20 protein-coding genes are annotated in these 24532 nt (G+C 51.4%); 12 read left to right on the forward strand and 8 right to left on the reverse strand.

Annotation, left to right across the window (positions count from 1 at the left end; all coding sequences use genetic code 11):
- Nucleotide 1: 1 nt before the first annotated feature.
- Complete coding sequence (locus ACYVH9_RS10425) at nt 2–1756, reverse strand: GlyGly-CTERM sorting domain-containing protein (RefSeq protein ID WP_460636251.1); 1755 nt, start codon at nt 1754–1756, stop codon at nt 2–4.
- 267 nt (nt 1757–2023) lie between these two features.
- On the opposite strand from ACYVH9_RS10425, the gene leuS reads away from it, so the two are divergent.
- From leuS to ACYVH9_RS10445, 4 genes are read left to right on the forward strand one after another with little or no spacing between them, the layout of a single operon-like run.
- Nucleotides 2024–4849: a leucine--tRNA ligase gene (gene leuS, locus ACYVH9_RS10430; protein ID WP_460636252.1), complete on the forward strand. Its 2826-nt coding sequence runs from the start codon at nt 2024–2026 to the stop codon at nt 4847–4849.
- Nucleotides 4850–4892: 43 nt separating this feature from the next.
- Nucleotides 4893–5696: an exodeoxyribonuclease III gene (locus ACYVH9_RS10435; RefSeq protein WP_460636253.1), complete on the forward strand. Its 804-nt coding sequence runs from the start codon at nt 4893–4895 to the stop codon at nt 5694–5696.
- Nucleotides 5693–6361, forward strand: a complete 669-nt coding sequence (pnuC, locus tag ACYVH9_RS10440) for a nicotinamide riboside transporter PnuC (protein ID WP_460636254.1) — start codon at nt 5693–5695, stop codon at nt 6359–6361. Before ACYVH9_RS10435 ends, pnuC begins: the two co-directional genes overlap by 4 nt.
- On the forward strand, nt 6358–6876 hold the full coding sequence (locus ACYVH9_RS10445) for an AAA family ATPase (RefSeq protein ID WP_460636255.1): 519 nt from the start codon (nt 6358–6360) through the stop codon (nt 6874–6876). Before pnuC ends, ACYVH9_RS10445 begins: the two co-directional genes overlap by 4 nt.
- Here the strand turns inward: ACYVH9_RS10445 and ACYVH9_RS10450 are convergent.
- Nucleotides 6868–7482, reverse strand: coding sequence for a 3'-5' exonuclease (locus ACYVH9_RS10450; protein WP_460636256.1), 615 nt, complete (start codon nt 7480–7482; stop codon nt 6868–6870). The two genes, ACYVH9_RS10445 and ACYVH9_RS10450, sit on opposite strands and share 9 nt — an antisense overlap.
- A gap of 156 nt (nt 7483–7638) precedes the next feature.
- Here ACYVH9_RS10450 and fumC point away from each other — a divergent pair, with 156 nt between their 5' ends.
- Both fumC and ACYVH9_RS10460 read left to right on the forward strand, forming a co-directional pair.
- Nucleotides 7639–9042 (forward strand): class II fumarate hydratase, encoded by a 1404-nt coding sequence (fumC, locus tag ACYVH9_RS10455; RefSeq protein ID WP_460636257.1) that lies wholly within the window; start codon nt 7639–7641, stop codon nt 9040–9042.
- Nucleotides 9043–9141: 99 nt separating this feature from the next.
- On the forward strand, nt 9142–10008 hold the full coding sequence (locus ACYVH9_RS10460; RefSeq protein WP_460636258.1) for a glycerophosphodiester phosphodiesterase family protein: 867 nt from the start codon (nt 9142–9144) through the stop codon (nt 10006–10008).
- Nucleotides 10009–10077: 69 nt separating this feature from the next.
- On the opposite strand, the gene ACYVH9_RS10465 is transcribed toward ACYVH9_RS10460, so the two are convergent.
- Nucleotides 10078–11673 (reverse strand): GNAT family N-acetyltransferase, encoded by a 1596-nt coding sequence (locus tag ACYVH9_RS10465; RefSeq protein ID WP_460636259.1) that lies wholly within the window; start codon nt 11671–11673, stop codon nt 10078–10080.
- Nucleotides 11674–11867: 194 nt separating this feature from the next.
- Nucleotides 11868–12419, reverse strand: coding sequence for an outer membrane beta-barrel protein (locus tag ACYVH9_RS10470; RefSeq protein WP_460636260.1), 552 nt, complete (start codon nt 12417–12419; stop codon nt 11868–11870).
- A gap of 216 nt (nt 12420–12635) precedes the next feature.
- Between ACYVH9_RS10470 and ACYVH9_RS10475 the strand changes: the two genes are divergently transcribed.
- On the forward strand, nt 12636–13541 hold the full coding sequence (locus tag ACYVH9_RS10475; RefSeq protein WP_460636261.1) for a sterol desaturase family protein: 906 nt from the start codon (nt 12636–12638) through the stop codon (nt 13539–13541).
- Nucleotides 13542–13626: 85 nt separating this feature from the next.
- Here the strand turns inward: ACYVH9_RS10475 and ACYVH9_RS10480 are convergent, their stop codons facing one another.
- A complete protein-coding gene (locus tag ACYVH9_RS10480; protein WP_460636262.1) occupies nt 13627–13935 on the reverse strand; it encodes a GNAT family N-acetyltransferase in 309 nt (102 codons plus the stop codon).
- 173 nt (nt 13936–14108) lie between these two features.
- On the opposite strand from ACYVH9_RS10480, the gene ACYVH9_RS10485 reads away from it, so the two are divergent.
- The 4 genes from ACYVH9_RS10485 to ACYVH9_RS10500 all read left to right on the forward strand — a co-directional run bounded on the left by ACYVH9_RS10485 (nt 14109) and on the right by ACYVH9_RS10500 (nt 18830).
- The gene (locus tag ACYVH9_RS10485; protein WP_460636263.1) at nt 14109–14600 is read left to right on the forward strand and encodes a (2Fe-2S)-binding protein; all 492 of its coding nucleotides are present in this window, start codon (nt 14109–14111) and stop codon (nt 14598–14600) included.
- A gap of 90 nt (nt 14601–14690) precedes the next feature.
- Nucleotides 14691–16898, forward strand: a complete 2208-nt coding sequence (locus tag ACYVH9_RS10490) for a xanthine dehydrogenase family protein molybdopterin-binding subunit (protein ID WP_460636264.1) — start codon at nt 14691–14693, stop codon at nt 16896–16898.
- A gap of 96 nt (nt 16899–16994) precedes the next feature.
- Complete coding sequence (locus ACYVH9_RS10495; protein ID WP_460636265.1) at nt 16995–17711, forward strand: membrane or secreted protein; 717 nt, start codon at nt 16995–16997, stop codon at nt 17709–17711.
- A 39-nt stretch (nt 17712–17750) separates the two neighbouring features.
- Nucleotides 17751–18830 (forward strand): dipeptidase, encoded by a 1080-nt coding sequence (locus tag ACYVH9_RS10500; protein ID WP_460636266.1) that lies wholly within the window; start codon nt 17751–17753, stop codon nt 18828–18830.
- 4 nt (nt 18831–18834) lie between these two features.
- On the opposite strand, the gene ACYVH9_RS10505 is transcribed toward ACYVH9_RS10500, so the two are convergent.
- Entirely contained in the window at nt 18835–19404 is a 570-nt protein-coding gene (locus ACYVH9_RS10505; RefSeq protein WP_460636267.1) for a DUF4126 domain-containing protein, read from the reverse strand.
- Between the two features lie 163 nt (nt 19405–19567).
- On the opposite strand from ACYVH9_RS10505, the gene ACYVH9_RS10510 reads away from it, so the two are divergent.
- Nucleotides 19568–21328, forward strand: coding sequence for an ABC transporter ATP-binding protein (locus ACYVH9_RS10510; protein WP_460636268.1), 1761 nt, complete (start codon nt 19568–19570; stop codon nt 21326–21328).
- 75 nt (nt 21329–21403) lie between these two features.
- Here ACYVH9_RS10510 and ACYVH9_RS10515 read toward each other — a convergent pair whose 3' ends face one another.
- Nucleotides 21404–21673: a hypothetical protein gene (locus tag ACYVH9_RS10515; protein ID WP_460636269.1), complete on the reverse strand. Its 270-nt coding sequence runs from the start codon at nt 21671–21673 to the stop codon at nt 21404–21406.
- Nucleotides 21674–21781: 108 nt separating this feature from the next.
- The gene (locus ACYVH9_RS10520; protein WP_460636270.1) at nt 21782–24346 is read right to left on the reverse strand and encodes a penicillin-binding protein 1A; all 2565 of its coding nucleotides are present in this window, start codon (nt 24344–24346) and stop codon (nt 21782–21784) included.
- Between the last annotated feature and the right edge of the window lie 186 nt (nt 24347–24532).

The raw sequence follows: 24532 nt of genomic DNA on the forward strand, positions 1-24532 counted from the left end.
GTCATTTTCGGGGGATGAATTGGACGCGGCCAGCCACCGGAACCTGCGTTTCGGCAACTGGCTGGCCAAAGCGCAGGTATATTTCTTGAATACAGGCTTTGTCAAGCAAATCTGGATAAAGATTGATGCCCGCAAAGTCATGTTGTCGATAGAGCTGAGTCAGATACGTCCAATCGACGTTCTGGCAGGCGCATTGAACGGTTTCGGATGGGCTCGGACAGTTGCCGGGTAGCACCCTGGACCAGTCGGCTATCAGAAAGGGTTTTATTTGGTCAGAATGAAGCCTTCCTCCGTAATAATGACCAACGGTTTTTTTTCCGTGATACCGGCGGTAGGTAGAAACGGATGCAATTTTAGAATAATACGGACATAGCCCCTGCTTTTGTCCCGTGCCGTTTCCACCCACGATGCAAAAAGGCCAGTCCAGAATGGCTTCTCCGGGTTGCTGGCGAACCCGCTCCATATAGGAATAAAAAGTCCCCGGAATTTTAAAAGAGAGTGCGTTGCCCGACAGGCGGAGCTGATAAACCGTATGGAATTCGACGCTGGCCAGCACCGCCAGCAGCAGTAAATAAGGTGGACGTCTTCCGGAACGATTGGTTAATGGCACGTAAAGCGCCATGATGCCAAACAAAACCGGATAGATCAACGTTGAACGCTCGCCGTTGCGGTGGTAGATGAACCACGGGAATATTTTCAGGGTCGGAATGTGATTGGGGTGGTAAAACAAGCATAACGCAAACAAAACCAGCAACGGAATAAAAATCAGATACTGACGCCGGGCATACCACAAACCCAATAACCCTGCCGTTAGAATAAACCAGCCCGGACTGCCACCGCCATAGGTTTCGTACACATTTTTGATCCAGGGCGAGAGAGGAAATTCCTGCGCGTTGAAACCGGGGAAATGTGGAATTAACAAACGCAATGGATGCGCCCAGGTTTCGTGCTGCGGGGCCATGGTTTTGAAATTGTACTTCGTTGCGGTTAGAAAGATTTCAACCGAGAGCGGAAGGTAGAGATAGGTAAAAAGCAGAATTAGACCCAGTAGCAACCAGACTTGGCCGGTATGAATCCGGTAATTGATCAAAAACCACTCGTTAAGCCTGTTTTTTAGCAGAGGATACTCGCCCCGGTAAGCGCGGTAAGCTGCAACCAATCCCATATACGTTACTGACAGTACTGCCGATGTCAGGGCATAGCCGGTGGTATAAGCAGGTTCCTGACCAAAAGCCAGCACATGGATCAGCAACCAGAGCAGCAGCAACCGCAGCGAAATGCTTTCACGCAGTACAAAACGCTTAACCAGCAGGAAGTCGATGATCAGAGATAACGTTGTGTATTGAACACTGGCGTAGCCGAAATGGACAGGGTATTTAAAAATCGCATAAAAGTTAAAGAACGTAACGATCAGGGCTCCGGCAAAGGATTGAAACTGACTGTAGTTGCGCCGAAACAGCAAAAAAGAACCAAGCGTACTGATCAGCAGGCTAATGACATAATAAATCTGAAGCAAGGGGGCATGATCGAACAAAACGCGAAACAACGCGTAAAAATAATCCCGCTCCCAGGACCAGGGCAAAAAAACATGATCTGTTCCGTAAGGATACAGAACGTCGTTGTTATTCAAATCGAGGTTTGGAAAGGGCGTAAAATGTAGGTTTCGGTAAAAATAGTCCCCCACAAATTCGTACTGGTCGGTGTCCTCACCACCAATCATCGGGCCAGAAAAATTCTGAGCCAGCAAACATCCCATGAGGGTAGTCAACAGGAAAAGAATAATAATGTAAAATGTAGCGTGGAAACGAAATTGGATTGCAAGTGAGGAGAAAAACGATGGACGAGAGAGATTAAAAGGATCATTCATGGCTGATTTAGGAAAGAGAAGGTTTAAAATAAAGATATAAACGGATTGCAATGATTTCCAAACCCTGCGCGAAAATGCTAATTTCGTGCCAGTGTATCGGTGTTTAACGGGTTCGCTGCCGGTTACCGGTCCTTGATGTGTTTAAATTACCTTCCAATGTCTGAATACAATCACCGAAAAATTGAAGAAAGCTGGCGGGCGTTCTGGGAAAAGAACAACACCTATCGCACGACGAACGAAGCTTCCAAACCGAAATACTACATCCTCGACATGTTTCCGTACCCGTCGGGGGCCGGTTTGCACGTCGGACACCCGCTGGGCTACATTGCTTCCGATATTGTGACCCGCTATAAACGGCTGAAAGGCTTCAACGTGCTGCACCCGATGGGCTTCGACTCGTTTGGGCTGCCCGCCGAGCAGTATGCTATCCAGACCGGCCAGCACCCGGCCATTACAACCGAACAGAATATTGCCCGCTACATCGAGCAATTGAAAAATATTGGCTTCAGCTACGACTGGAGCCGGGAAGTCCGTACGTCCGATCCGAAATTTTACCAGTGGACGCAGTGGATTTTCATGGAATTATTCCGCAGTTGGTACAACAAGGAAACCGATCAGGCCGAACCGATTCAAACCCTGATCGCCAAGTTTGAGGCCAATGGTACCAGCGGTATTCTGGCCGTGGCCGACGAAGATGCTCCAAGTTTCACAGCAGAAGAATGGAACGCCAAATCCGAGCGCGAGCAGTACGAGATTACGCTGAAATACCGGCTGACCTACGTGGCCGACGCGGTGGTGAACTGGTGTGCGGCTTTGGGGACGGTGCTGGCCAACGACGAAGTGAAAGACGGGGTGTCGGAACGGGGCGGTTATCCGGTGGAACAGAAACTGATGCGGCAGTGGATGATGCGCATTACGGCCTACGCCGACCGTTTGCTGACGGGGCTGGATACCGTTGACTGGTCGGATTCGCTGAAGGAACAGCAACGCAACTGGATCGGGAAATCGACGGGTGCGGAGGTAAGTTTTCAGATTGAGCACCGCGTTGAACGCATTAAAGTATTTACAACGCGCCTGGATACTATTTTCGGCGTATCGTTTATGGTGCTGGCACCGGAACACGACCTGGTGCCGGAACTGACTACATTGGAGCAAAAAGCCGCCGTGGATGCCTACGTGACCGCGGCCAAAATGCGCTCTGAGCGCGACCGGATGGCCGATGCCAAAACCGTTTCGGGCGTGTTTACGGGTAGCTACTGCATCAACCCGTTCGATGGCGCGCGCGTGCCGATCTACCTGGCGGATTACGTGCTGGCGGGGTACGGAACCGGGGCTGTAATGGCCGTGCCGTCGGGCGACCAGCGCGACTGGGCCTTTGCCAAACACTTCGATTTGCCGATCATTCCGATCCTGGACGCGCAGAAGGAGATTGACCAACAGGCCGATAATACCAAAGAAGGCCGGTACATCAACTCTGGAATAGTGAACGGTTTAACGTATGCCGAAGCCCTGCCGGTGCTGGTTCAGTTTCTGGAAGAACACGGCATCGGGAAAGCCAAAATCAACTACCGAATGCGCGACGCCGTGTTCAGCCGCCAGCGGTATTGGGGCGAACCCGTTCCAGTGTACTTCAAAAACGGCTTGCCTTATTTGCTGGATGAAGCCGAATTGCCGCTGGAATTGCCCGCCGTTGATAAATACCTGCCAACCGAAACCGGCGAACCACCCCTGGCCCGCGCCGAGGACTGGAAATACAAAGGCCAGTACGAGTACGAACTGAGCACAATGCCCGGCTGGGCGGGCTCAAGCTGGTATTGGTACCGCTACATGGATCCGCAGAACGAAAGCGAATTTGCCGATAAAGCCGCCATTGACTACTGGCGTGACGTGGACTTGTACGTGGGTGGTTCGGAACACGCGACGGGCCACTTGCTCTACAGCCGTTTCTGGAACAAATTCTTGAAGGACCGGGGCTACGTACCGGAAGAAGAGCCGTTCAAGAAGCTGGTCAACCAGGGCATGATTTTGGGACGGTCGAATTTTGCGTATCGGGTGAAAGACTCGGTGGGCGAGGGGAAAACGCCGGTTTTTGTGTCGAACGGCTTGAAAGGGCAATACGATGTAACGCCTTTGCACGTTGACGTGAACATCGTCGAGAACGATGTGCTGGAGGTGGAAACGTTCCGGAAAACACGTCCGGATTACGCAGAAAATGCCGAGTTTATTCTAGAGGATGGCGGTCCGTCGCACGGCAAGTACATCTGTGGGGTTGAAATCGAGAAAATGTCGAAATCGAAGTTCAACGTCGTCAATCCCGATACGATTGTAGAACGTTATGGTGCTGATACCCTGCGGTTGTACGAAATGTTCCTGGGGCCGCTGACCGACGCCAAACCGTGGAACACGAACGGCATTGACGGCGTGTACCGCTTCCTGAAGAAATTCTGGCGGCTGTTTTACGAAGAGCCGACCGAAACGCGGCCTGGTCGCTGGCTGGTGACGGACGAAAAACCGACGCCCGCCGAGCTGAAAGTGCTGCACAAAACCATCCGGAAAGTGGCCGAGGACATTGAAAATCTGTCGTTCAATACCTCGGTGAGTGCGTTCATGGTCTGTGTCAACGAGCTGTCAACCCTGAAATGCAATAAAAAGGCGGTGTTGCAGGATCTGGTGGTTCTGCTGGCGCCGTTTGCACCCCATATCACGGAAGAACTCTGGGCGGCACTGGGCAACGAAGCCGGAACACTGAGCTACGCCGAGTTCCCGGTTTTCAACGCGGCTTATCTGGTGGAAGATACCATCGAATATCCGGTGCAGATCAACGGGAAAGTTCGCACAACGCTGGCGTTTCCGGCGGATGCGGCCCCGAAAGATATTGAAAACGAGATTCTGGCGAACGAAGTCGTGCAAAAGTGGCTGGAAGGAAAAACGCCGAAGAAAGTGGTGGTGGTGCCAAAGCGGATTGTGAACGTCGTCGTTTGACCCGGTTGGTAAAACCGTTGCTTTTTCTAAAATAGCTGATTCGATGGAGCATTCTGTGGTACCGGCAACAACCGGCGAAACCGTTAAAATTCTGACGTATAACCTCAATGGCATCCGGTCGGCGCTGAGCAAGGGGTTGATCAACTGGTTGGCACAAAACCCGTTCGACATCCTTTGTTTTCAGGAGGTCAAGGCCACGCACGACGTGGTGGACCTGCTGCCGTTTGAAGCGTTGGGATATAAATACCACTGGCACGCGGCCGAGAAGAAAGGCTACAGTGGGGTAGCGACGTTTGCCAAACTACCGCCCGATCAGGTGGTGATGGGCTGCGGCATTCCGGCCTACGACTGCGAGGGCCGGATTCTCCGCACTGACTTTGGAGACCTCACCCTGCTGAATTGCTATTTCCCGTCGGGCACCACCGGCGACGTGCGGCAAGGCGTGAAGATGCAGTTCCTGGACGACTTTTTCGCGTACGTTCAGGAACTGCGCCAAACGCGTCCGAACGTAGTGGTGGTGGGCGATTACAACATCGCGCACACCGCCATTGACATTCACGATCCGGTCCGCAACAAAAACACAACGGGTTTTCTGCCCGAAGAGCGCGTCTGGATGACCAAGTGGTTTGACAGCGGTTTTGTGGATTCGTTTCGCTACAAAAACCCTGGCCAAGTTGCCTACAGCTGGTGGAGTTACAGGGCGGGCGCAAGGGCCAGCAACAAAGGCTGGCGGATTGACTACATTTCCGTCAGCGAGCCCTACAAAGACCGTCTGGTAGCCGCCGGTCACGAACCCCAGGCTGTTCATTCCGACCACGGACCGGTTTGGGCGGAATTCACGCGATGAAGGAATTTTTCGACATTGATTCGATTTTTTTTACGGTGCTCGGCTACCCGATGAGCTATCTGGAGTTTGTCGGAACCGTCGTTGGAGCACTGGCTACCTGGTGGTCGGCACGGGCCAACGTCTGGAGCTGGCCCGCTGGCCTAATCAGCGTGACCACCTTTTTCTTCCTGTTTTATCAGGTTCAGCTGTATCCCGACATGTTTCTGCAAATCTTCTTCTTTATCACCAATGTGATTGGCTGGTGGGAGTGGACGCACCCTAAAACAGGCGAAGAAGATCAAAAAAGTGAATTAAAAATCAGTCAGTTGTCGCAAAGGCAATTCGGGTTGATTCTGGGGTTTGGAACGCTGGCAACGGTTTTGTTCGGCACCATTGCCGGGAATCTGCACGAATGGTTTCCGATCCTTTTTAACAAACCCAGCGCCTTTCCGTACCTGGATTCGTTCACGTCGGTGATGAGCATTGTGGCCACATTTCTACTGATTCGGAAGAAAGTGGAAACGTGGTACGTCTGGCTGCTGGTCGATGCCATCAGCGCTTACATGTACTTTGTAAAAGGGCTAAAAGTGGTGGGCATTGAGTACGCAGCTTATTGCCTGATTGCTCTCATGGGCGCGTATCACTTCACCCGGGAATACCGGAGTTATCGCCAGCCCGCCGTATGATTGAAGGTGTTAAATTAATCTGTCTCTACGGCCCCGAGAGTGTCGGAAAAACTACACTGACGGAGCAGCTGGCGGCTCATTACCAGACGGATTTTGTACACGAAATAGCCCGCGACCTGATTACCACCAACGATCTGACACTGGACGATTACGTCCGGATTGGCCACGCCCAGACCGAAGCCGTGCTGAACGCCGTTCCAACTGCGAATCGATTGCTGATTTGCGATACGGACGTGGTGACTACGGCCTTGTATTCCGAAATTTACCTGAACGCGGTGCCGCCGGTGCTGGCTGATTTGGAAAAAGCGGTTCCGTACGATCTTTATTTCCTGCTGAACATTGACGTGCCCTGGGTGGCCGATGGTTTGCGGGATCTGGGCCACCGCCGGCAGGAAATCTACCAGCGTTTCAAAACCGCCCTCGACGAGCGTAACATTCCCTATAAGGTTATATCGGGCACCTGGGCCGACCGCTGGGCGACAGTCACCGCCGAGATCGACCGGCTGTTAGCTTAACTTCAGTGAATCGGCCAACTGGAAAACTTCCTTCAGACACTGTGCGGTTAGCACGGCATCTTCCAGGGCGTTGTGGTGGTCGGATTCCCGCTCGAAGCCAAAGTGGCCCGCAATGTCTTTCAGACTCAGCCGGGGCGGAACGGGTTTGCCGTTCTTCTTCAGAATCCGGAACGTGAAATAACCTAGCGTGTGCAAATCGATCAGCGTGCGCGAATACGGCCATTTGAGCTTTTCCAGCCGGTAGGCTTCTTTGAGAAAATTAATATCATTGATGACACTTTGTCCGCAGATGATCACGTCGCGCAGGTACGGTGTATTGTCGGTCGTTTGCTGGGTTTTCCGGATTCCCAACTGTTTCATGATCCATTCTTCCATCTCCGGCAGCACATCGTAAATCATCGGTGCATCTTCCAGGTCGGCCAGCGACAGGTTATGTATTTTCTCGGACGAACTCGAAAACGCTTCCTCGTTTTCGGGGTACACATTGGTCAGGTAGCGGCCTCGTTCGATCCAGTTATCGTCGAACAAAACGGCACCCACCTGAATAATTTCGTTCCAGTCCGGCTCGGGGCCGGTCATTTCAAGGTCAAGGACAAGAAAAGGCATACGGTTTTTGGGTAAATAAAGAGATCATTGGATAACAGTGTGACAAATATATCATTTTGTTATCCACCATACAGGACTGTACCCTACCTTTGCCGCCAGAAGCGCCGGTTAAACCCGCCGGCCACTTTGTTAAAAATCTAACGTTACAGTCTTCAGATGGAATACCGTATTGAAAAAGACACGATGGGTCAGGTGCAGGTACCGGCCAGTGTGTATTGGGGCGCACAAACCCAGCGTTCGATTGAAAACTTCAAGATTGCTCAAGACATCAATAAAATGCCCCGTGAGATCATCCGGGCGTTCGCGTACCTGAAAAAAGCCGCAGCCCTGACCAACCTCGACGCGGGCGTGTTACCGCAGGAAAAAAGTGACCTGATCGGGCGGGTGTGCGACGAAATCCTGGATGGCAAACTGGACGATCAGTTTCCACTGGTGGTGTGGCAAACCGGTTCCGGAACGCAGTCGAATATGAACGTTAATGAGGTGGTGGCTTACCGCGCACACGTGTTGCAGGGCGGCCAACTGACCGATGAAAAGAAAGCGTTGCATCCAAATGACGATGTGAACAAGTCGCAGTCGTCGAATGACACGTTTCCGACGGCCATGCACATTGCGGCTTACAAGATTCTGGTGGAAGTGACGATTCCAGGGATCGAAAAGCTGCGGGATACGCTGGATACGAAGGCAAAGGAATTCAAAAACGTGGTAAAAATTGGCCGGACGCACTTTATGGACGCGACGCCGTTGACGGTGGGTCAGGAGTTTTCGGGCTACGTATCGCAGTTGAACCACGGCTTGCGGGCGATCAACAACACGCTGGCGCACCTGAGCGAGCTAGCCCTGGGCGGAACCGCCGTTGGGACAGGCATTAACACGCCCCCGAACTATTCTGAAAATGTTGCCAAACACATTGCCGACCTGACGGGGCTGCCATTTGTGACGGCCGAAAATAAATTCGAAGCGCTGGCTGCCCACGATGCCATTGTGGAAGCGCACGGCGCGCTGAAAACCGTAGCGGCCAGCCTGATGAAAATTGGTAACGACATCCGAATGCTGTCGTCGGGACCGCGCGCGGGAATCGGCGAATTGTTTATTCCTGACAACGAACCGGGTTCGTCGATTATGCCGGGCAAGGTAAACCCCACCCAGTGCGAAGCCATGACGATGGTGGCCGCGCAGGTGATGGGCAACGATGTGGCCATCAACTTCGGCGGAGCAATGGGGCATTTTGAGTTGAACGTGTTCAAACCGGTGATGATCTATAACTTCCTGCATTCGGCCCGGCTGATTGGCGATGTATGCGTGTCGTTCAATGACAAATGCGCCGAAGGCATCCGTCCAATTGAAGAAAACATCACGAAGCACGTCAACAATTCGCTGATGCTAGTAACGGCGCTGAACACCAAGATTGGATACTACAAAGCGGCCGAGATTGCCCAAACCGCACACCGCGAAGGCGGCACCCTGAAAGAAACCGCCATCAAGCTGGGGTACCTGACCGAAGAAGAATTCAACGAGTGGGTAAAACCGGAAGATATGGTGGGCGATATCAATGTGTAATAAAGTCCATAACAAGCCTGCCCGGTTTTAAAAAACTGGCAGATAAAGGTAAAACCGTGCCTAAAATTGGGCACGGTTTTAAATTTTACACTTCACAACATGAAACGTTTTTTACTGCTTGGGCTGGCCATCAGCCTGTTGGCGGGTTGTGCCCCCAAAACCGTCATCAATACGTACCGCGTTCCGGCGGGTGGTTTATCAACCTTTTTCAAACACACACCCGGCCGAACAGCGATGGTGAGTGCCCACCGGGGCGGGGGCGACATCAAGGGGTACCCCGAGAACTGCCTGGAGTCGTTTGAATACCTGGCTCAAAAAATGCCTGTCATCATCGAATGCGACATTGACCTGACGCGTGATAGCGTGCTGGTGATGATGCACGACCAGACGCTCGATCGCACCACGACGGGGACCGGCAAACTGATTGAGAAAACCTACGGGGAAATCGAACAATACCGCCTGGAGGACAACTTCGGTAACGTTACCAACTTCAAAATTCCGACGCTCGAGCAGGTGCTGCGGTGGGGAAAAAACCGGGTGGTCTATACGCTGGACGTGAAGAAAAACGTGCCATTTGCTAAAGTGGTCGAGATGGTTCAGCGCACCGGGGCGGCTGATTATTCCGTGATTATCACGTACAACGCCACCCAGGCGGCTGAGGTTTATCGACTCAACCCTAATTTAATGCTATCCGTAACTATTTTGAAGGAAGAGGATTACCAGCGGCTGCACGATCTCGGCATTCCGGACCGGAACATGGTCGCTTTTGTTGGTGTTAAAGAACCGCGCCCCGAGCTGTACAAATTTCTGCATGCCAAAGGCATTTCGTGTATTCTGGGAACACTCGGTAACCTCGACAAACAGGCCATTGCCAAAGGCGATCAGCTTTACAAGAAGTTCGCCGAAAATGGGGCGGATATCATGTCAACCGACCGGCCTGTTGAAGTGTATCAGGTTGTGAGATAGGTACGCCCGGTAACAAAAACAAACCCGTCCGGTTTGTAAAATCAGACGGGTTTTAGCACAAAAAAACCGCTAATCCACCACACTAATTGGGGGAGCAATTTTCTGCTCTTCTTCGCTCGAAATCTCCTTTTTCTTTTCCGGTTTGGTGCGTGCCGAACGTTTCACGGTTACGTCGTAGAGGTCGGTTCGTCGGTCTTTCAGAATTTGGACCGAGCCTTGTTCGTGTAGCTCTTTCAGCAACGACAAGTCGACGTCCGTGAGCAGCACCATTTCAGTGTTGGCTGTCGATTCCGCTTTGATGGCGTTGTTGGGGAACTGAAAATCGGAGGGCGTAAATACGGCCGACTGCGCGTAATGGATATCCATGTTGGCTACGCGGGGCAGGTTGCCTACACAGCCCGAAATCGCTACGTAGCACTCGTTTTCGATGGCGCGGGCCATAGCACAGTTCCGCACGCGGGTATACCCGTTCTGGGTGTCGGTCAGGAAGGGTACAAATAGAATCTGCATGCCCTGATCGGCCAGAATCCGGCTTAGCTCCGGGAATTCCACGTCGTAGCAAATCAACAAACCGATCTTTCCGCAGTCGGTGTCGAATGTCCGGATTTCATTGCCACCGACCATTCCGTAATGCCGCACTTCGTTGGGGGTAATGTGAATTTTCCGGTATTCTTCATAGGAGCCGTCGCGACGGCAAAGGTAGGCCACATTATACAACTTACCGTCTTCCATCAACGGCATACTGCCGCCAACAATATTGACATTGTACGAAATAGCGAGTTCCGAAAGACGTTGACGAACTTCGTGCGTTACATCGGCCAGTTTCCGAATGGCTACCGGACCGGGTAAATCGTTGTAGTCCGCCATCAGGGGGGTATTGAAAAATTCCGGAAGCACCAGGAAGTCGGCTTTGTAATCGCTAACGGCATCAGCAAAGAACTCTACCTGTTCGAGCAGCGCCTGCATATTCGGGAAAAGGCGCATCTGCCACTGCACCACACCGAGCCGGATAATGGCGTCTGTGTGCGGTTTTTTCTTCTTCTCGTCGACGTAATAGATGTTGTTCCACTCCAGCAGCGTCGCGTACTCCAGCGATTCGCTGTCGCCCGGCAGGTAGCCGCGCAGTACTTTCTTAACGTGGAAGTCGTTGGATAGCTGGAAAGTCAGCGTCGGGTCATAAATTTCCTTTTGCTTTACCTTGGCAATGTATTCGCGGGGCGACATTTCACCGGCATACCGCACGTAGTTCGGAATCCGTCCGCCCGCCATGATGCCTTTCAGGTTTAAACTCTCGCACAACTCTTTGCGGGCGTCATAGAGCCGTCGGCCCAGCCGCAGATCCCGGTATTCCGGATGCACAAACAGTTCAATGCCATAAAGCCAGTTGCCTTTCGGGTTGTGCGTATCAAATGTATAATTTCCGGTGATTTCCTGGTAGGTATGATTATCGCCGAAATCGCTGTATTTCACCCGAATGGCCAGCGCACAGGCCACCACCTTGCCGTCTACTTCCACGCAGAACTGACCTTCGGGAAAGGCTTTCAGCAGTTTATCAATTAAGTTTTTCTCCCAATAATCTCCGCCAATACCGCTGTAGACCTCCAGCATGGCTTCTTTCAGATCGGCGTAATCCGACTTCTGTAATGTTCTGGTTTGAATATGCATAGGTTGTATGATGAGTATAAGCTGTTACACAGGGGGATTTAACCCTGAGAAATAACAAAACCCGATTCTTCAACATAAATGGTTTCCAAGATGTTCGGATACCGCAAAGAAAACAAAAAAGCCGTCTCCTAAAAAAGGGACGGCTTTCCAAACAGTAACAACAAATACTACTCTACTCTCACTTGTACCTGGAATTAAAAGTTTTTGGAGATGCCAAATCCAGCGCCATCGCCAAAGTTGAAATCAAAATTTGTCGTGCTGGCTGAAGCTCCTTTGGTTTTCTGCGAAGCAAAGCTTAAACCGCCGAAATTGAAGTTCAGGGCAAATCCATTTTTCATATTAACACCAATTGCCGGGAATAAAGTGCCCCGAAAGCCGTTGGTTTTCAAATCGCCCGCTTTTCCGGACAGAACATCGGCGTTAAATTGGCCGTAAACCGCGAATATATCGGATAAGGGTACGGCATAACGAACGAAAGGTCCAATACCAAAAAACGATGATTTGGTTTCCGTATTTGCAATTTTGGTTGTTCCGCTCTGGGTCGATGCAGTCAACCCGGCAGTCCAATTGTCGTTAAATTGATAGCCCACGGCGGGCGAGAAATTAAAGCTGGTTGTTTTGGCGTCGTTGGCTAGCTTTTGAGAAGTGGCCCCCACCGAACCGTATACCAAAACCGTATTTTTTTGCGCAAACACGCTGGCCGTCGTTGCGATCAGTACCAGCAGACTCATCATTCCTTTTTTCATTTTCTTTAATGCGGTTGGTAAAAAGTTGCTCTCTTGTGAGATTTTACCTTGAGACGTGGAAAATTTTGAAAGGTAGCGGGAGGGGCCGGAAAATCGGGTTGGGCGGCAAAAAAGTCAGATGCACGGACGGTTTTGATGACCACAGTTTGCAAACCTTATGCTCAATAAAGTGGATAAAAATGTATCTTTGGATAGGTTGTTGCTATCCCACTCGCTATGGAGAATCTGATTCATTATGCGATTCCTGCTTTTGTCGTTCTGTTATTGACGGAGGTGACCGTGACGGCCGTTCAGCAGAAAGACTACTACGAAACCCGGGATACCCTGAGCAGTTTGTCGATGGGAATCGGGAATGTTATTATTGGTCTGGCCGGCAAAATCGTAATGTACGCTGCTTATGCGCTGGTGTATGAATACCGGTTTTTTACGGTTGACATGACAACGTGGTGGGCCTGGCTGTTGCTCTTTTTTGCGGATGATTTCTGTTATTACTGGTTCCACCGAATTAGCCACAGCAGCCGGTACTTCTGGGCATCGCACGTGGTGCATCATTCGTCACAGAAGTACAATTTAAGCACTGCCTTGCGGCAAACCTGGACGGGAAGTCTGAGCGGGGCGTTTCTTTTCTGGATCTGGTTGCCATTACTCGGTTTTCACCCGGCGGCCATTCTGACCATGCAGTCTGTCAGCCTCTTATACCAGTTCTGGATTCATACCGAACACATCCGTAAACTGCCTGGCTTTCTTGAAGCGGTTTTGAATACCCCATCGCACCACCGCGTTCATCACGGTTCGGATTTGAAGTACCTGGATAAAAATCATGGCGGGGTGCTGATCATCTGGGATCGGCTGTTTGGAACATTTCAAAGCGAAGAGGAGCGTCCAACGTACGGGTTAACCCAAAATATCAATTCCCACAATCCGGTCCGCATTGCTTTTCACGAGTGGGCTGCTATAGGTCGGGATGTAAGCCGATCGGGATCATTAATGCAGGCAATCCGGTATGTATTTGGCCCGCCTGGCTGGAGCCACGACGGAACCCGTAAAACCACCCGGCAGTTGCGCGAAACGACCAACACCGAAAGCCGTTCAGAAATTGAGCCGGCTAAAAGTATGCATTAGAAATAGGAGAGACTCGGTAATGAAACGGGCTGGCATTAATCTAATGCCAGCCCGTTTCATTAGGCAATCACTATGTCGGTCAAATTCACAAAGGCTGTCTGTACTCGGCACTGACCAGTGAATGGTATTCGGGATGCCGTTTGATGAAGGCGGCTACCAATGAGCAAAGAGGAATGAGTTTGAGCTTGTTTTTTTTAATATAGTCCAGCGTACCCATGATCAAGTGCAAACCGGCGTCATCGTTCCGTAGACTGGGATGGATTTCGGTGTGGATCAACACCAGCGTCCGATCGTCTTTAGGGACGTATGTCATGAAAGAAAGTTTTTCGTCGACCTCGAGTTCAAAACGGTTTTCTGCCCGATTTATGAAAACGGTCATTTCCTGTGTGTTCATGTTGAGGAGTTTTTGGTTCTACCTGCCTAACTGCATAAAATCTAATATGTTCTGATTTAGCTACAATTTCCGAATATTAATGTCGTTCGTCGATAATTGTGAGCGTACGGCCCTGATCGTTTGTCAAAGTCCGTGGTTTTTGTGAACTTCAAACACTCAAATTTCTGCTACCTATGGCAACTGTTACGTTAACGATTAATGAAAAAAAGCAGACCATTACGGTCGACCCGCAAATGCCTTTACTCTGGGCGATTCGCGACGTGGTAGGGTTGAAAGGCACCAAGTTTGGCTGCGGAATGGCGCAGTGCGGAGCCTGTACAGTTCACCTCAACGGAAGCCCCATCCGGTCGTGCTCGACGCCCGTTTCTGCCGTTATCGGGAAAAAAATTACGACCATTGAAGGCATCAGTACACCCACCCGACTGCATCCGGTGCAGCAAGCCTGGATTGACGAACAGGTACCGCAGTGCGGCTACTGCCAATCGGGTCAAATCATGTCGGCCATTGCTCTTTTGCGCGAAAAACCCAGTCCGACTGATGCCGACATTGACACGGCCATGAGCGGTAACCTCTGCCGGTGTGGCACGTATACCCGAATCCGGAAAGCCATTCACGCAGCCGCTCAGATGACTGCTCAGTCGGTTTCGAGCGGAGGGAAAGAGTAAGAGAAAAATGAATAATTGAAAGTAACCGGTTCTGCATCAGTCGGTTTCTTGATTGTTATTCATCATCCGTCAATTTTAATTCATCATCCAATGTCTTCTTCCTCTATAAACCGCCGGTCGTTCCTAAAAGCGGCCGGACTGACCGGAACGGGCTTTTTGCTGGGCTTTACGGCCAGCGGATCAGCTTTTCAGATTGTTAATCCTGCAATGGCGGAACCAGCAGGCACCGCACCCCATGCCGTTTTGTCGTTCGAACTGAATCCATTTATCATCATCGACAATACAGGCAGTATCACGCTCATCAACCACCGACCTGACATGGGACAAGGGTCCTGGCAGGCGGTTCCGACGATGATCGCCGAGGAACTGGAAGTATCGCTCGACAAAATAACCGTCAAGCAATCGAACGGTTTGCGGAAGTACGGCAACCAATTATCCGGCGGGAGCAGTACCGTTCGGGGCGGCTGGAAAAAACTTCGGGAGGTGGGAGCCGCTGCTCGCCAGATGTTTACCACCGCAGCCGCCAACCGCTGGCAGGTACCGGTCGAAGAATGTTACGCCGAAGATGGCACCATCCGGCACAAACCGTCGGGCAAAAGCCTAACATACGGCGAACTGGCCGACGACGCATCGAAACTGCCGGTTCCCGAAAAAGTGCAACTCAAGGATAAAAAGGATTTTAAACTCATCGGAAAACCGCTTCGTCGGGCCGATATTCCGGCAAAGGTAACGGGACAGGCCGTATTCGGGATGGACATTACGGTGCCAGGTATGCTCTACGCCAGTGTTGAGCACTGCCCGGTTTTGCACGGAAAAGTGGTGTCCATCGACGATGCGCAGACCAAAAAGATACCCGGTGTGAAGGCGGTTTTCAAAGCCGAACGGCCAATGCCGCACCGGACGTCGGAGGCCGTGGCGGTTTTGGCGACTACTTACTGGGCTGCTTTGCAGGGACGCCGAGCACTGAAAGTAACCTGGGATAAAGCAGGTTATGACCAGTCGATGACCACTCAGCAGTATTTCGACGAACTGCGGGAAAAAAGCAAACAGGACGGTATTCCGTACTATACGACCGGCGACTTCAAAACGGCCTACGCGAATGCCCCCCAAAAACTGGAGGGTTTTTACCAAACTCCGTTTCTGGCACATGCGCCGATGGAACCCGAAGTGGCCGTGGCCCACGTCAAAGACGACGGAAGTTGTGAAATCTGGGCGTCGGTACAGGGGCCCGACGGTGCTATTATGGACGTATCGCGGTACCTGAAAATTCCGGCGGAGAAAGTAACGGTCAATGTCCCATTCCTGGGGGGCGCATTTGGCCGGAAAGCCTATCTGGATTTTGTGCTGGAAGCGGTTCACCTTTCCAAACAAGCCAAAGCGCCGGTAAAACTCATCTGGACGCGAGAGGACGATATTACCCAGGGACCGTTTCGGCCCGGCATGCTGAGTGCCATGCGCGGAGGAGTTGATGATCAGGGAAATGTCGTGGCGTTTGAACATAAATTCATTGGCGAGTCCATTCAGCGGCAGGTATTTCGGGCATCGCTGGAAGGAAAAGCGGACGATTGGGGCAAGGAAGGAATCGGAAAAGAAGAAAGCCCGTATGCCTTCCCGAACGCTGTGGTTAGCAATATCAATGTAAAAACGGACATTCCGATTGTGTGGTGGCGCTCCGTTTATACGTCCAACAATGTGTTCGGGCATGAATCCTTTTTGGATGAACTGGCCCATGCCGCCCGTAAAGATCCGTTGATGTTTCGGATCGAACTGCTGGAGAAAGCGGGGGATGATGCCATTGCCAAACGGTTTTTGACCGTGCTCCGCTTGTTGAAAGAAAAAGCTGACTGGGACAAACCGCTGCCTGCGGGTCATGGAAAAGGCATCGCCATTGCCCGTTCGTTTGGAAGCCAGTGTGCCCATGTGGTTTTTGTTGAGAAAGCCGGAAAAGGCGTAAAAGTCAAGAAGGTGGTCGCGGTGATGGATTGCGGCATGTACGTGAATCCAGACAATGTGCGGGCGCAAACCGAAGGCAACATTGCGTACGGCTTAACGGCCGCCGTGAAAGATGGCATTACATTCACGAACGGTCAGGCGGATCAGACGAACTTTCACAATTATCAGGTGATTCGGATGGACGAGATGCCGGAAGTCGATATTCACATCGTGGAGAACCGGGAAGAGCCCGGGGGCGTGGGAGAGCCGGGTTTACCGCCCGTAGCACCGGCCTTGTGTAACGCCATTTTTGCGGCAACGGGCAAGCGAATCCGGGCGCTGCCGGTTGACCTGACAAAAGTTTAAGTGCTTTTGCGGCTTTCATCATTCGGGAACGGTTTGTTATTTCGCGTACCGTTCCCAAAACCATTTTTACTAAACTGTTTAAACCCGAACCATACCATGAAATTAAAATCCCTGCTTCTGCTTTTAGTGACGGTTTGTCTCACTACGGCTTCCCGTCAATCCGCCCCGTCGCTCGCCGGTGCCTGGCGCCAGGTCGACAGTGGTAACGCGACGGCGGTCTTCGTTTTGTCAGAGGGCTACATGATGGGTGGTTTCCACGAAAATGGACGGTTTCTGGGCGCTCAGGGCGGTACGTACCAATCGGATGGCAAGCAACTGAGAATCAATCTGGAATTCAATACGGAGGATAGTACCGCTGTGGGAACCACGCAGACGCTGACAATCGACTCGTTTAAAGGAAACAAACTTGTTCTGAGTAGTGCCGACGGCACGGATACGTACGAGCGGATCGACCAACCATCGGCCCAAACGCCGATGGCCGGGCTTTGGCGCATTACCGGCAACATTGACGACAATGGACAGGTAAAGACCCGGCAACGGACGGCCCGAAAAACGCTGAAGTTGCTGACCGGCGATCATTTCCAGTGGGCGGCCATTAACCCCGAAACCAAGCAGTTTATGGGAACGGGTGGCGGCAAATACGCGTACAAGGATGGAAAATATACCGAAACCATCGAATTCTTTTCCCGTGACAACAGCCGGGTTGGTCGTTCACTGCCGTTCAATGCGGAACTGAAAGGCAACGACTGGTACCACCGGGGCCAAAGCTCGACGGGCGGAAAAGTGAGTGAAGTCTGGAGCCGGGAAAAATAACCGGTTGATTAATTGTTATGCGTTATTGACTGAATTGCTATGTTTTTGATTGACGCCCACCTCGATATTTCTCTAAATGCCATTGAATGGAACCGGGATTACCGGCTGTCGGCCCACGAAATCCGGCAGCAGGAAGCTGGAATGACCGACAAAATTGACCGGTCGCGCGGAACGGTTTCGCTGCCAGACCTGCGCCGGGGCGAAATTGGCCTGGTGGTGGCAACACAGATTGCCCGGTTCAACCAGAGCAATGGAAATTTGCCGGGAGCGGGCTGGAACTCCCCCCACCAGGCCTGGGCTATGACACAGGCGCAGCGTGCCTGGTACGAAGCGATGGAAGATGCGGGCGAGATGATTCAGATTCGGGACCGGGCCGGTCTGGAGCGTCATGTGGCGCTGTGGCTTGATGAAGCCGTTCCGAATGAGCGCAAACCCGTGGGCTATATCCTAAGCCTGGAAGGTGCGGATTCGCTTGTCAATCTTTCGTACCTGGAAAAAGCATATGCTTACGGTTTGCGGGCATTGGGGCCCGCTCATTACAGCACTGGCCGGTACGCACCCGGAACGGGCTTAAGCGGACCGCTGACGGCGCAGGGCCGCGAGCTGGTGTTGGAAATGGACCGACTAGGCATTATTCTGGACGTGACCCACCTGACCGACGAAGGATTTACGGAAGCTCTTTCGCTGTATAAAGGACCGGTTTGGGCCAGCCACCACAATTGCCGAACACTGGCTCCCCACCAGCGCCAACTTTCCGATGATCAGATTCGCCAGCTGGCAGAGCGGGGCGCTGTGATTGGTGGGTGCTTCGATGCCTGGATGATGAAGCCCGGCTTCACGCAACGGACGAGCAACCCGGCGGATTTCGGAATCACCATTGAAACCATTATCGACCATTACGACCACATCTGCCAGCTTACTGGTAGCAGCCAGCACATTGCCATCGGAAGTGATCTTGACGGAACGTATGGCACGGAGCAATCGCCCACCGATCTGGATACAATAGCCGATCTGCAAAAACTGATCGGTATGTTAGCCACGCGAGGTTATGCACCGGAAGATATAGAAAATATATTCTATAAAAACTGGCTACGGTTTTTGCGAAACGCGTGGCAGTAAACCGCTAGGCGGTTTGTTGAGGTTGTCGCCGTCGGGTTACCAAAAGTCGGATAAAGAAAATGACAATCAGCAGCACCACAAACGCGGTGACCAGTGGGAGTAGAACGGCCAGGAATGAAAGGCCAAAGGAGGCAATGTTCTCGGCACTGGCCACCACGGGGTTTCCCAAACCGCCCGTTGTGGCTGTTGAACCGATTCGCAGCAGGGTGGTACCGGCCTGAATCAGACTGGCGGTACCACCGCCCGCAATGAGACCCAGGCCCCATTTAAGCATGGGGATGTCTACCTCCACAAAAGACGTGGTGAGCAGCGTACCGGCTGCGACAGCAACGGGTGTGGCAACGGTATCGAACGCGTTGTCGAGCCACGGAATGTAATAGGCCCCAATTTCGAGAATACTGGCCGTTGCCAAAGCGAACAGGGCCGTCCAGCTTCCCATCCATTCGAAACCGGGGGTGACCGAAATCCAGCCGAGCTTCAGCGCTACCGAAGCCACCAGCATGGGCGCGAAAATTCGAAATCCGCAACACGCACTGAGGGCAACCCCCAGGCAAAGACTAATGATCCACTCCATGAGTTTTGAATTAAGCGTTAATAGGTATGAATATAAGAGCAAATTTTCGTCACTTAGTTGGGTCAGTAAGCCGGGGAAAATTCATTTTAACTCATAGCCTTTACACTAAACTCTTAACTTCTATTTTCTGTTACACCACTAACCTTCCAACTAACTTGATTCTGTGAATACCGAAACTAAGAGCGGACAGATATTTGACTGGATTACTCTCCGACGGCTTTATGCATTTGTTAAACCGTATCAGTTGCATTTTTACGCACTGATCCTGATTATAGTGCTGAGCGCAGTGCTGGCTCCGTTGAGTCCGCTATTGATCCGGTATACCATCGACTCCAAAATTGCCACGGGCGATTACGCCGGATTAACCAGTATGCTGCTGGTGATGATTGGGGTGCTGGTCATACAGGGCATTATTCAATTTTTTAACACGTATTTATCGGGTTGGCTGGGACAACACGTTATTCGTGACATCCGGGTGCAGCTTTACCAGAAGGTGCTCAACTTGCGCCTGAAATTTTTTGACAATACGCCTATCGGCCGGTTGGTGACCCGCACGATTTCGGACGTAGAAACGCTGGCCGATGTGTTCAGCGAGGGCATGGCCGCAATTGTGGGCGATATTCTGCAACTGGTGCTGATTATTGCCGTTATGTTTTATACCGACTGGCGGCTGGCGGCCATTAGTTTGTCGATGATTCCGCTGATGTTGCTGAGTACGTACATCTTCAAAGAGAAAATAAAGGTATCGTTTAATGAGGTCCGAACGGCCGTTGCCAACCTGAACTCGTTCGTCCAGGAGCACATCACCGGTATGAATATCGTGCAGATTTTCGGGAGCGAAAAAATTGAGGCCGAGAAATTCAAAGCGATTAACGACGAACACCGGAAAGCCAACATCCGGTCCATCTGGTATTATTCCGTGTATTATCCGGTTGCCGATATTCTGGCGGCTGCGGCAACGGGGCTGGTGGTCTGGTACGGTGCCAAGGAAATCCTGAATCAGGAAGTTACTTACGGGACGGTAACGGCGTTTATCATGTTTATTAACCTGTTTTTTCGGCCTATCCGGATGCTGGCTGACCGGTTTAACACCCTGCAAATGGGCATTGTGAGCACGGATCGAATTCTCAAACTGCTGGACAGTGACGATTTTACGCCGAACAACGGAACGTACGATCCTGCTATGATCCGGGGGAATGTTGACTTTAAAAATGTATGGTTTGCTTACAACGACGATAATTATGTCTTAAAGGATATTAATTTCTCCGTAAAAGAAGGCGAAACCGTTGCTTTTGTCGGGGCTACCGGAGCGGGTAAGTCCTCCATCATCAATCTCTTGAGTCGATTTTACGACATCAATAAAGGTGAAATTCGAATCGATGGCGTTGAGGTGCACGACTATAACCTGGACGTGCTTCGAAAAAGCATTGGCGTCGTATTGCAGGATGTTTTTCTGTTTTCGGAGACCATTGAAAATAACATTACACTGGGCAATAAAGCCATCAGCCGGGAACGCATCATTGAAGCGGCCAAACTGGTGGGCGTGCACGAATTTATTGAACGGTTACCGGGCGGATACGACTACAACGTAATGGAGCGTGGTTCAACCCTATCGGTGGGGCAACGGCAGCTGATTTCATTTGTGCGGGCCATGGTTCACAACCCCCGCATTATGGTGCTCGATGAAGCAACGTCGTCGGTAGACACAGAAACGGAAGGCTTAATTCAGAATGCCATCGGTAAGCTGATGAAAGGCCGAACGGCCATTGTGATTGCGCACCGGTTGTCAACCATTCGGGAGGCTCATAAAATTATTGTGGTCGACAAAGGTCAAATTGTTGAACAGGGATCGCACGAAGAATTGCTCCAGCGGGGCGGAGCTTACGCCAATCTGTACCGCATGCAATACAAAGAAATGGTTTAAGAGAATGATGAGTGATGAATTAACGTCGCTGTATTAAAATAATGGCAGCGCCAATTCATCACTCTTAACACATACCTATTTTCTGGGTTCTGCTCCGAGCAGGGCGTAGGCTATCTTCTCGTTCAAATTCTCATCCTGCGCCGGATCAGCCTCCTGTTGGGAGGGGATTCGGCCAACCGTACTGTCGTTGGGCTGCAATTCCGTTTTGTCAGCACTGGCATCCGGGCCGGTCTGATCGATAATTTCCTCATCCGCATTCGGGTCGTTGTCCATCCCCGATGGAATATCCTGCAAAGGGGTCTTTTCTTCAACAGGATGGAGGTTCGGATTTTGTGATGGTGTCATAAGCGTGCGTTGATGGTATTCGAATATAACCATCGCCCCGTAGCGCTTGTTTCTAAGGTTCCAGTAAAAAGGCCAATCCGAATTCGGATTGGCCTTTTTACTGAAACCTTATTGGGCTCGCTGGCTGGTATCAGCTGGTTCGATGGGGTCGGGAGCCGACGGTTCGATAAAGAGCGAATCCGACGGCATGTCGGCGTCCGTCGAATCCGATTCCATTTCGTTCTCCTCTGGATCGCCACCCGGGCAGCCGAGGTAATCTTTCGTGATCTTAACGGTCGGTTTATCAAAGGGCCCCTGGTACAGCTTCAGTGATTTGTCGCGGTACACTTTCTCCAAAAACCGTCCGACCAGTGGCAGGGCTGTTTTGGCTCCCTCGCCCATATCTGTAGTACGAAAGTGAATACTTCGATCGTCGCCACCCACCCAGGCACCAACCACCAGATCGCGGGTAACGCCCATAAACCAGCCGTCGGAGTTGTTGGACGTGGTGCCGGTTTTACCACCAACCTGGTTGCGGTTTTTGAACAAATCGTATGACCATAGATTTTGAGAGGTACCCCCCGATTCTTCGAGACCTCCGCGGAGCATATGAATCATCAGAAACGCTGATTCTTCACTAATAGCCCGTTTCTTTTCCGGTACAAACTCCTGGATGACTTTCCCGTCAGAATCTTCAATGCGGGTGACGATGATGGGATCGGTATGAACGCCGTTGTTGGCAAAGGTGCAATAAGCCGTTACCATTTCATAGAGGGAAACATCCGACGAACCCAGGCCGACGGAAGGGACGGCCGCCAGCGGGCTCGTAATACCCATACGGTGGGCGTATTCCACTACGCGCTGGGGCGTGGCGACGTCATTGGTCAACTGGGCCGTAACCGAGTTGATGGATCGGGCCATTGCCCGGCGCAAGGTCATATTGGAATACGAGAAGGTGCCGGTTGAGTTGCGGGGAGCCCAGTAATCCTGTTCCCCTTTTTCGTTGATGTATTCCTTGCGGAAAGGTTGATCGCGCCGGCGGTCGCAGGGCCCCAGATTAATAGTGGAATCATCGATAACGGTGGCGTATACGAACGGCTTGAAGGTGGAGCCGGGTTGCCGCTTACCCTGTTTGACGTGGTCGTATTTAAAAAACTCGTAATTGAGACCGCCTACCCAGGTACGTATGAAACCCGTATGCGGGTCCATCGCTACCAGACCGGCCTGCAAAAACCGTTTGTAGTAGGCAATGGAGTCCATTGGGGTCATGTATTTTTTTTGCGGACCATTCCAGGAAAATACCGTCATGCTGTCTTTCTTGACCTTCATGTAGTAGTTGACCGAGTCGGGCTGGTTCGGGAATTTCTGCTGGAGTGCTTTGTAGCGTTCGGTCCGTTGGGCCACTTTGTCCAGAAAGTCCGGAATTTCTTTCCCGTTTTCGTCCGTCCATGGATTTCGCCCGGTCCAGTGGTTGTCAAAAATACGCTGCAACTGCTTCATTTTTTCAGCCATTGCTTCCTCCGCCAGGGCCTGCATGCGTGAATCGACGGTGGTGTAAATCCGCAAACCGTCCGTATACAGATCATAACCGTTTTCTTCCCCCCATTTTTTTACTACGTCGACCACGGCATTTTTGAAATAATTGGCCGGGCCAGAATACGGGTTGTCGGGGCTAAACCGGGTTACCAGCGGAAGTTTGCTGATCGAGTCGGCCTGCGGTTTTGTCAGATAACCATACTTGGCCATCTGCGCAATAACTACGTTCCGGCGATTGAAGGATTTCTGAAAATTTCTTTTGATCAGGGGGTTATACGTTGTCGTTGCCTTTTGTAAACCCACTAGAACGGCCGATTCCTGCACGTTCAGGCTATCGGGCGATTTGCTGAAGTACGTACGGGCTGCGGTTTTGATCCCGTAGGCATTACTTCCGAAATCAACGGTATTGAAATACATAGTCAGAATTTGCTCTTTCGAGAAATTCCGCTCCAGCTTGATTGCCATCAGCCATTCCTTGGTTTTGAGAATGATCGTCCGGACCAGCGGAATATTATACAACAAACCCCGCGACTGCCGACGCCGGGTTTTGAAGAGGTTTTTGGCCAACTGCTGGGTAATGGTACTGCCTCCACCCGAACTGTTGCCAGTTAGCACTCCGTAAGCAACCCGCCCCAGGCTCCGGGTGTCGATCCCGGTATGTTTGTAGTAGCGTACATCTTCGGTGGCAATCAGGGCATCAATGAGCGGTTTAGGTAAGTTATTATATTCGATGGGGGTTCGGTTTTCGGTGTAAAACCGACCGATCATGACTTTGTCGTAGGAGTAAATTTCGGAAGACTGAGATACTTTCGGGTTTTTCAGGTCTTCGACACTGGGCATCTCGCCGGTAAGGTATAAAAAGTTTGTTTCGAGGACAAAAACGTAAAATAAGGCGAAGAGGAAGCCAAAGATTAACGTTTGAATTGTGTGGTAAGCAATCCGGAAAGAGAGCGACCGCGTTTCGAAACGTTCATTGAGCCAATTCTGATACCGTTGCCGGATGCTCCGATTCCAATTGGCCCACGAATCGACTCGCTCTTTTCCGAAAAGGCCCGACATCAGGCGGTAGATCAGTTGCCTAAAACGGTTTCTCAGAGAACCGAAAAAGCCGGTGATGCCTTGCCAAAGGGTACGAAGCTGCCCCCAAAATTTACTCATGCCTGGTATTTTGACGGTTAATAATCGTATGACGGAACCCGTTTTCCATCGTGCCATTCGGGCGGTGGCGGGGTTCACCGTCGGTTCAGAAAACAGCAAATGAATGCTTTACGCAAAAAAGACGGATTGGGAAATCCGTCCTTCCAAGCAAATATAACGGAAATTTAAACGATTTAATATGAAGCA

The sequence above is a fragment of the Larkinella harenae genome, from assembly GCF_054780515.1.

What these genes read in the sequence shown, in the direction of transcription:
- ACYVH9_RS10495 (WP_460636265.1), top strand. Translation starts at nt 16,995, where the DNA reads ATGAAATTAAAATCCCTGCTTCTGCTTTTAGTGACGGTTTGTCTCACT.
- ACYVH9_RS10450 (WP_460636256.1), bottom strand. Translation starts at nt 7,482, where the DNA reads ATGCCTTTTCTTGTCCTTGACCTTGAAATGACCGGCCCCGAGCCGGAC.
- fumC (WP_460636257.1), top strand. Translation starts at nt 7,639, where the DNA reads ATGGAATACCGTATTGAAAAAGACACGATGGGTCAGGTGCAGGTACCG.
- pnuC (WP_460636254.1), top strand. Translation starts at nt 5,693, where the DNA reads ATGAAGGAATTTTTCGACATTGATTCGATTTTTTTTACGGTGCTCGGC.
- leuS (WP_460636252.1), top strand. Translation starts at nt 2,024, where the DNA reads ATGTCTGAATACAATCACCGAAAAATTGAAGAAAGCTGGCGGGCGTTC.
- ACYVH9_RS10470 (WP_460636260.1), bottom strand. Translation starts at nt 12,419, where the DNA reads ATGAAAAAAGGAATGATGAGTCTGCTGGTACTGATCGCAACGACGGCC.
- ACYVH9_RS10460 (WP_460636258.1), top strand. Translation starts at nt 9,142, where the DNA reads ATGAAACGTTTTTTACTGCTTGGGCTGGCCATCAGCCTGTTGGCGGGT.
- ACYVH9_RS10475 (WP_460636261.1), top strand. Translation starts at nt 12,636, where the DNA reads ATGGAGAATCTGATTCATTATGCGATTCCTGCTTTTGTCGTTCTGTTA.
- ACYVH9_RS10485 (WP_460636263.1), top strand. Translation starts at nt 14,109, where the DNA reads ATGGCAACTGTTACGTTAACGATTAATGAAAAAAAGCAGACCATTACG.
- ACYVH9_RS10505 (WP_460636267.1), bottom strand. Translation starts at nt 19,404, where the DNA reads ATGGAGTGGATCATTAGTCTTTGCCTGGGGGTTGCCCTCAGTGCGTGT.
- ACYVH9_RS10425 (WP_460636251.1), bottom strand. Translation starts at nt 1,756, where the DNA reads ATGGGATGTTTGCTGGCTCAGAATTTTTCTGGCCCGATGATTGGTGGT.
- ACYVH9_RS10480 (WP_460636262.1), bottom strand. Translation starts at nt 13,935, where the DNA reads ATGAACACACAGGAAATGACCGTTTTCATAAATCGGGCAGAAAACCGT.
- ACYVH9_RS10435 (WP_460636253.1), top strand. Translation starts at nt 4,893, where the DNA reads ATGGAGCATTCTGTGGTACCGGCAACAACCGGCGAAACCGTTAAAATT.
- ACYVH9_RS10500 (WP_460636266.1), top strand. Translation starts at nt 17,751, where the DNA reads ATGTTTTTGATTGACGCCCACCTCGATATTTCTCTAAATGCCATTGAA.
- ACYVH9_RS10520 (WP_460636270.1), bottom strand. Translation starts at nt 24,346, where the DNA reads ATGAGTAAATTTTGGGGGCAGCTTCGTACCCTTTGGCAAGGCATCACC.
- ACYVH9_RS10490 (WP_460636264.1), top strand. Translation starts at nt 14,691, where the DNA reads ATGTCTTCTTCCTCTATAAACCGCCGGTCGTTCCTAAAAGCGGCCGGA.
- ACYVH9_RS10445 (WP_460636255.1), top strand. Translation starts at nt 6,358, where the DNA reads ATGATTGAAGGTGTTAAATTAATCTGTCTCTACGGCCCCGAGAGTGTC.
- ACYVH9_RS10465 (WP_460636259.1), bottom strand. Translation starts at nt 11,673, where the DNA reads ATGCATATTCAAACCAGAACATTACAGAAGTCGGATTACGCCGATCTG.
- ACYVH9_RS10515 (WP_460636269.1), bottom strand. Translation starts at nt 21,673, where the DNA reads ATGACACCATCACAAAATCCGAACCTCCATCCTGTTGAAGAAAAGACC.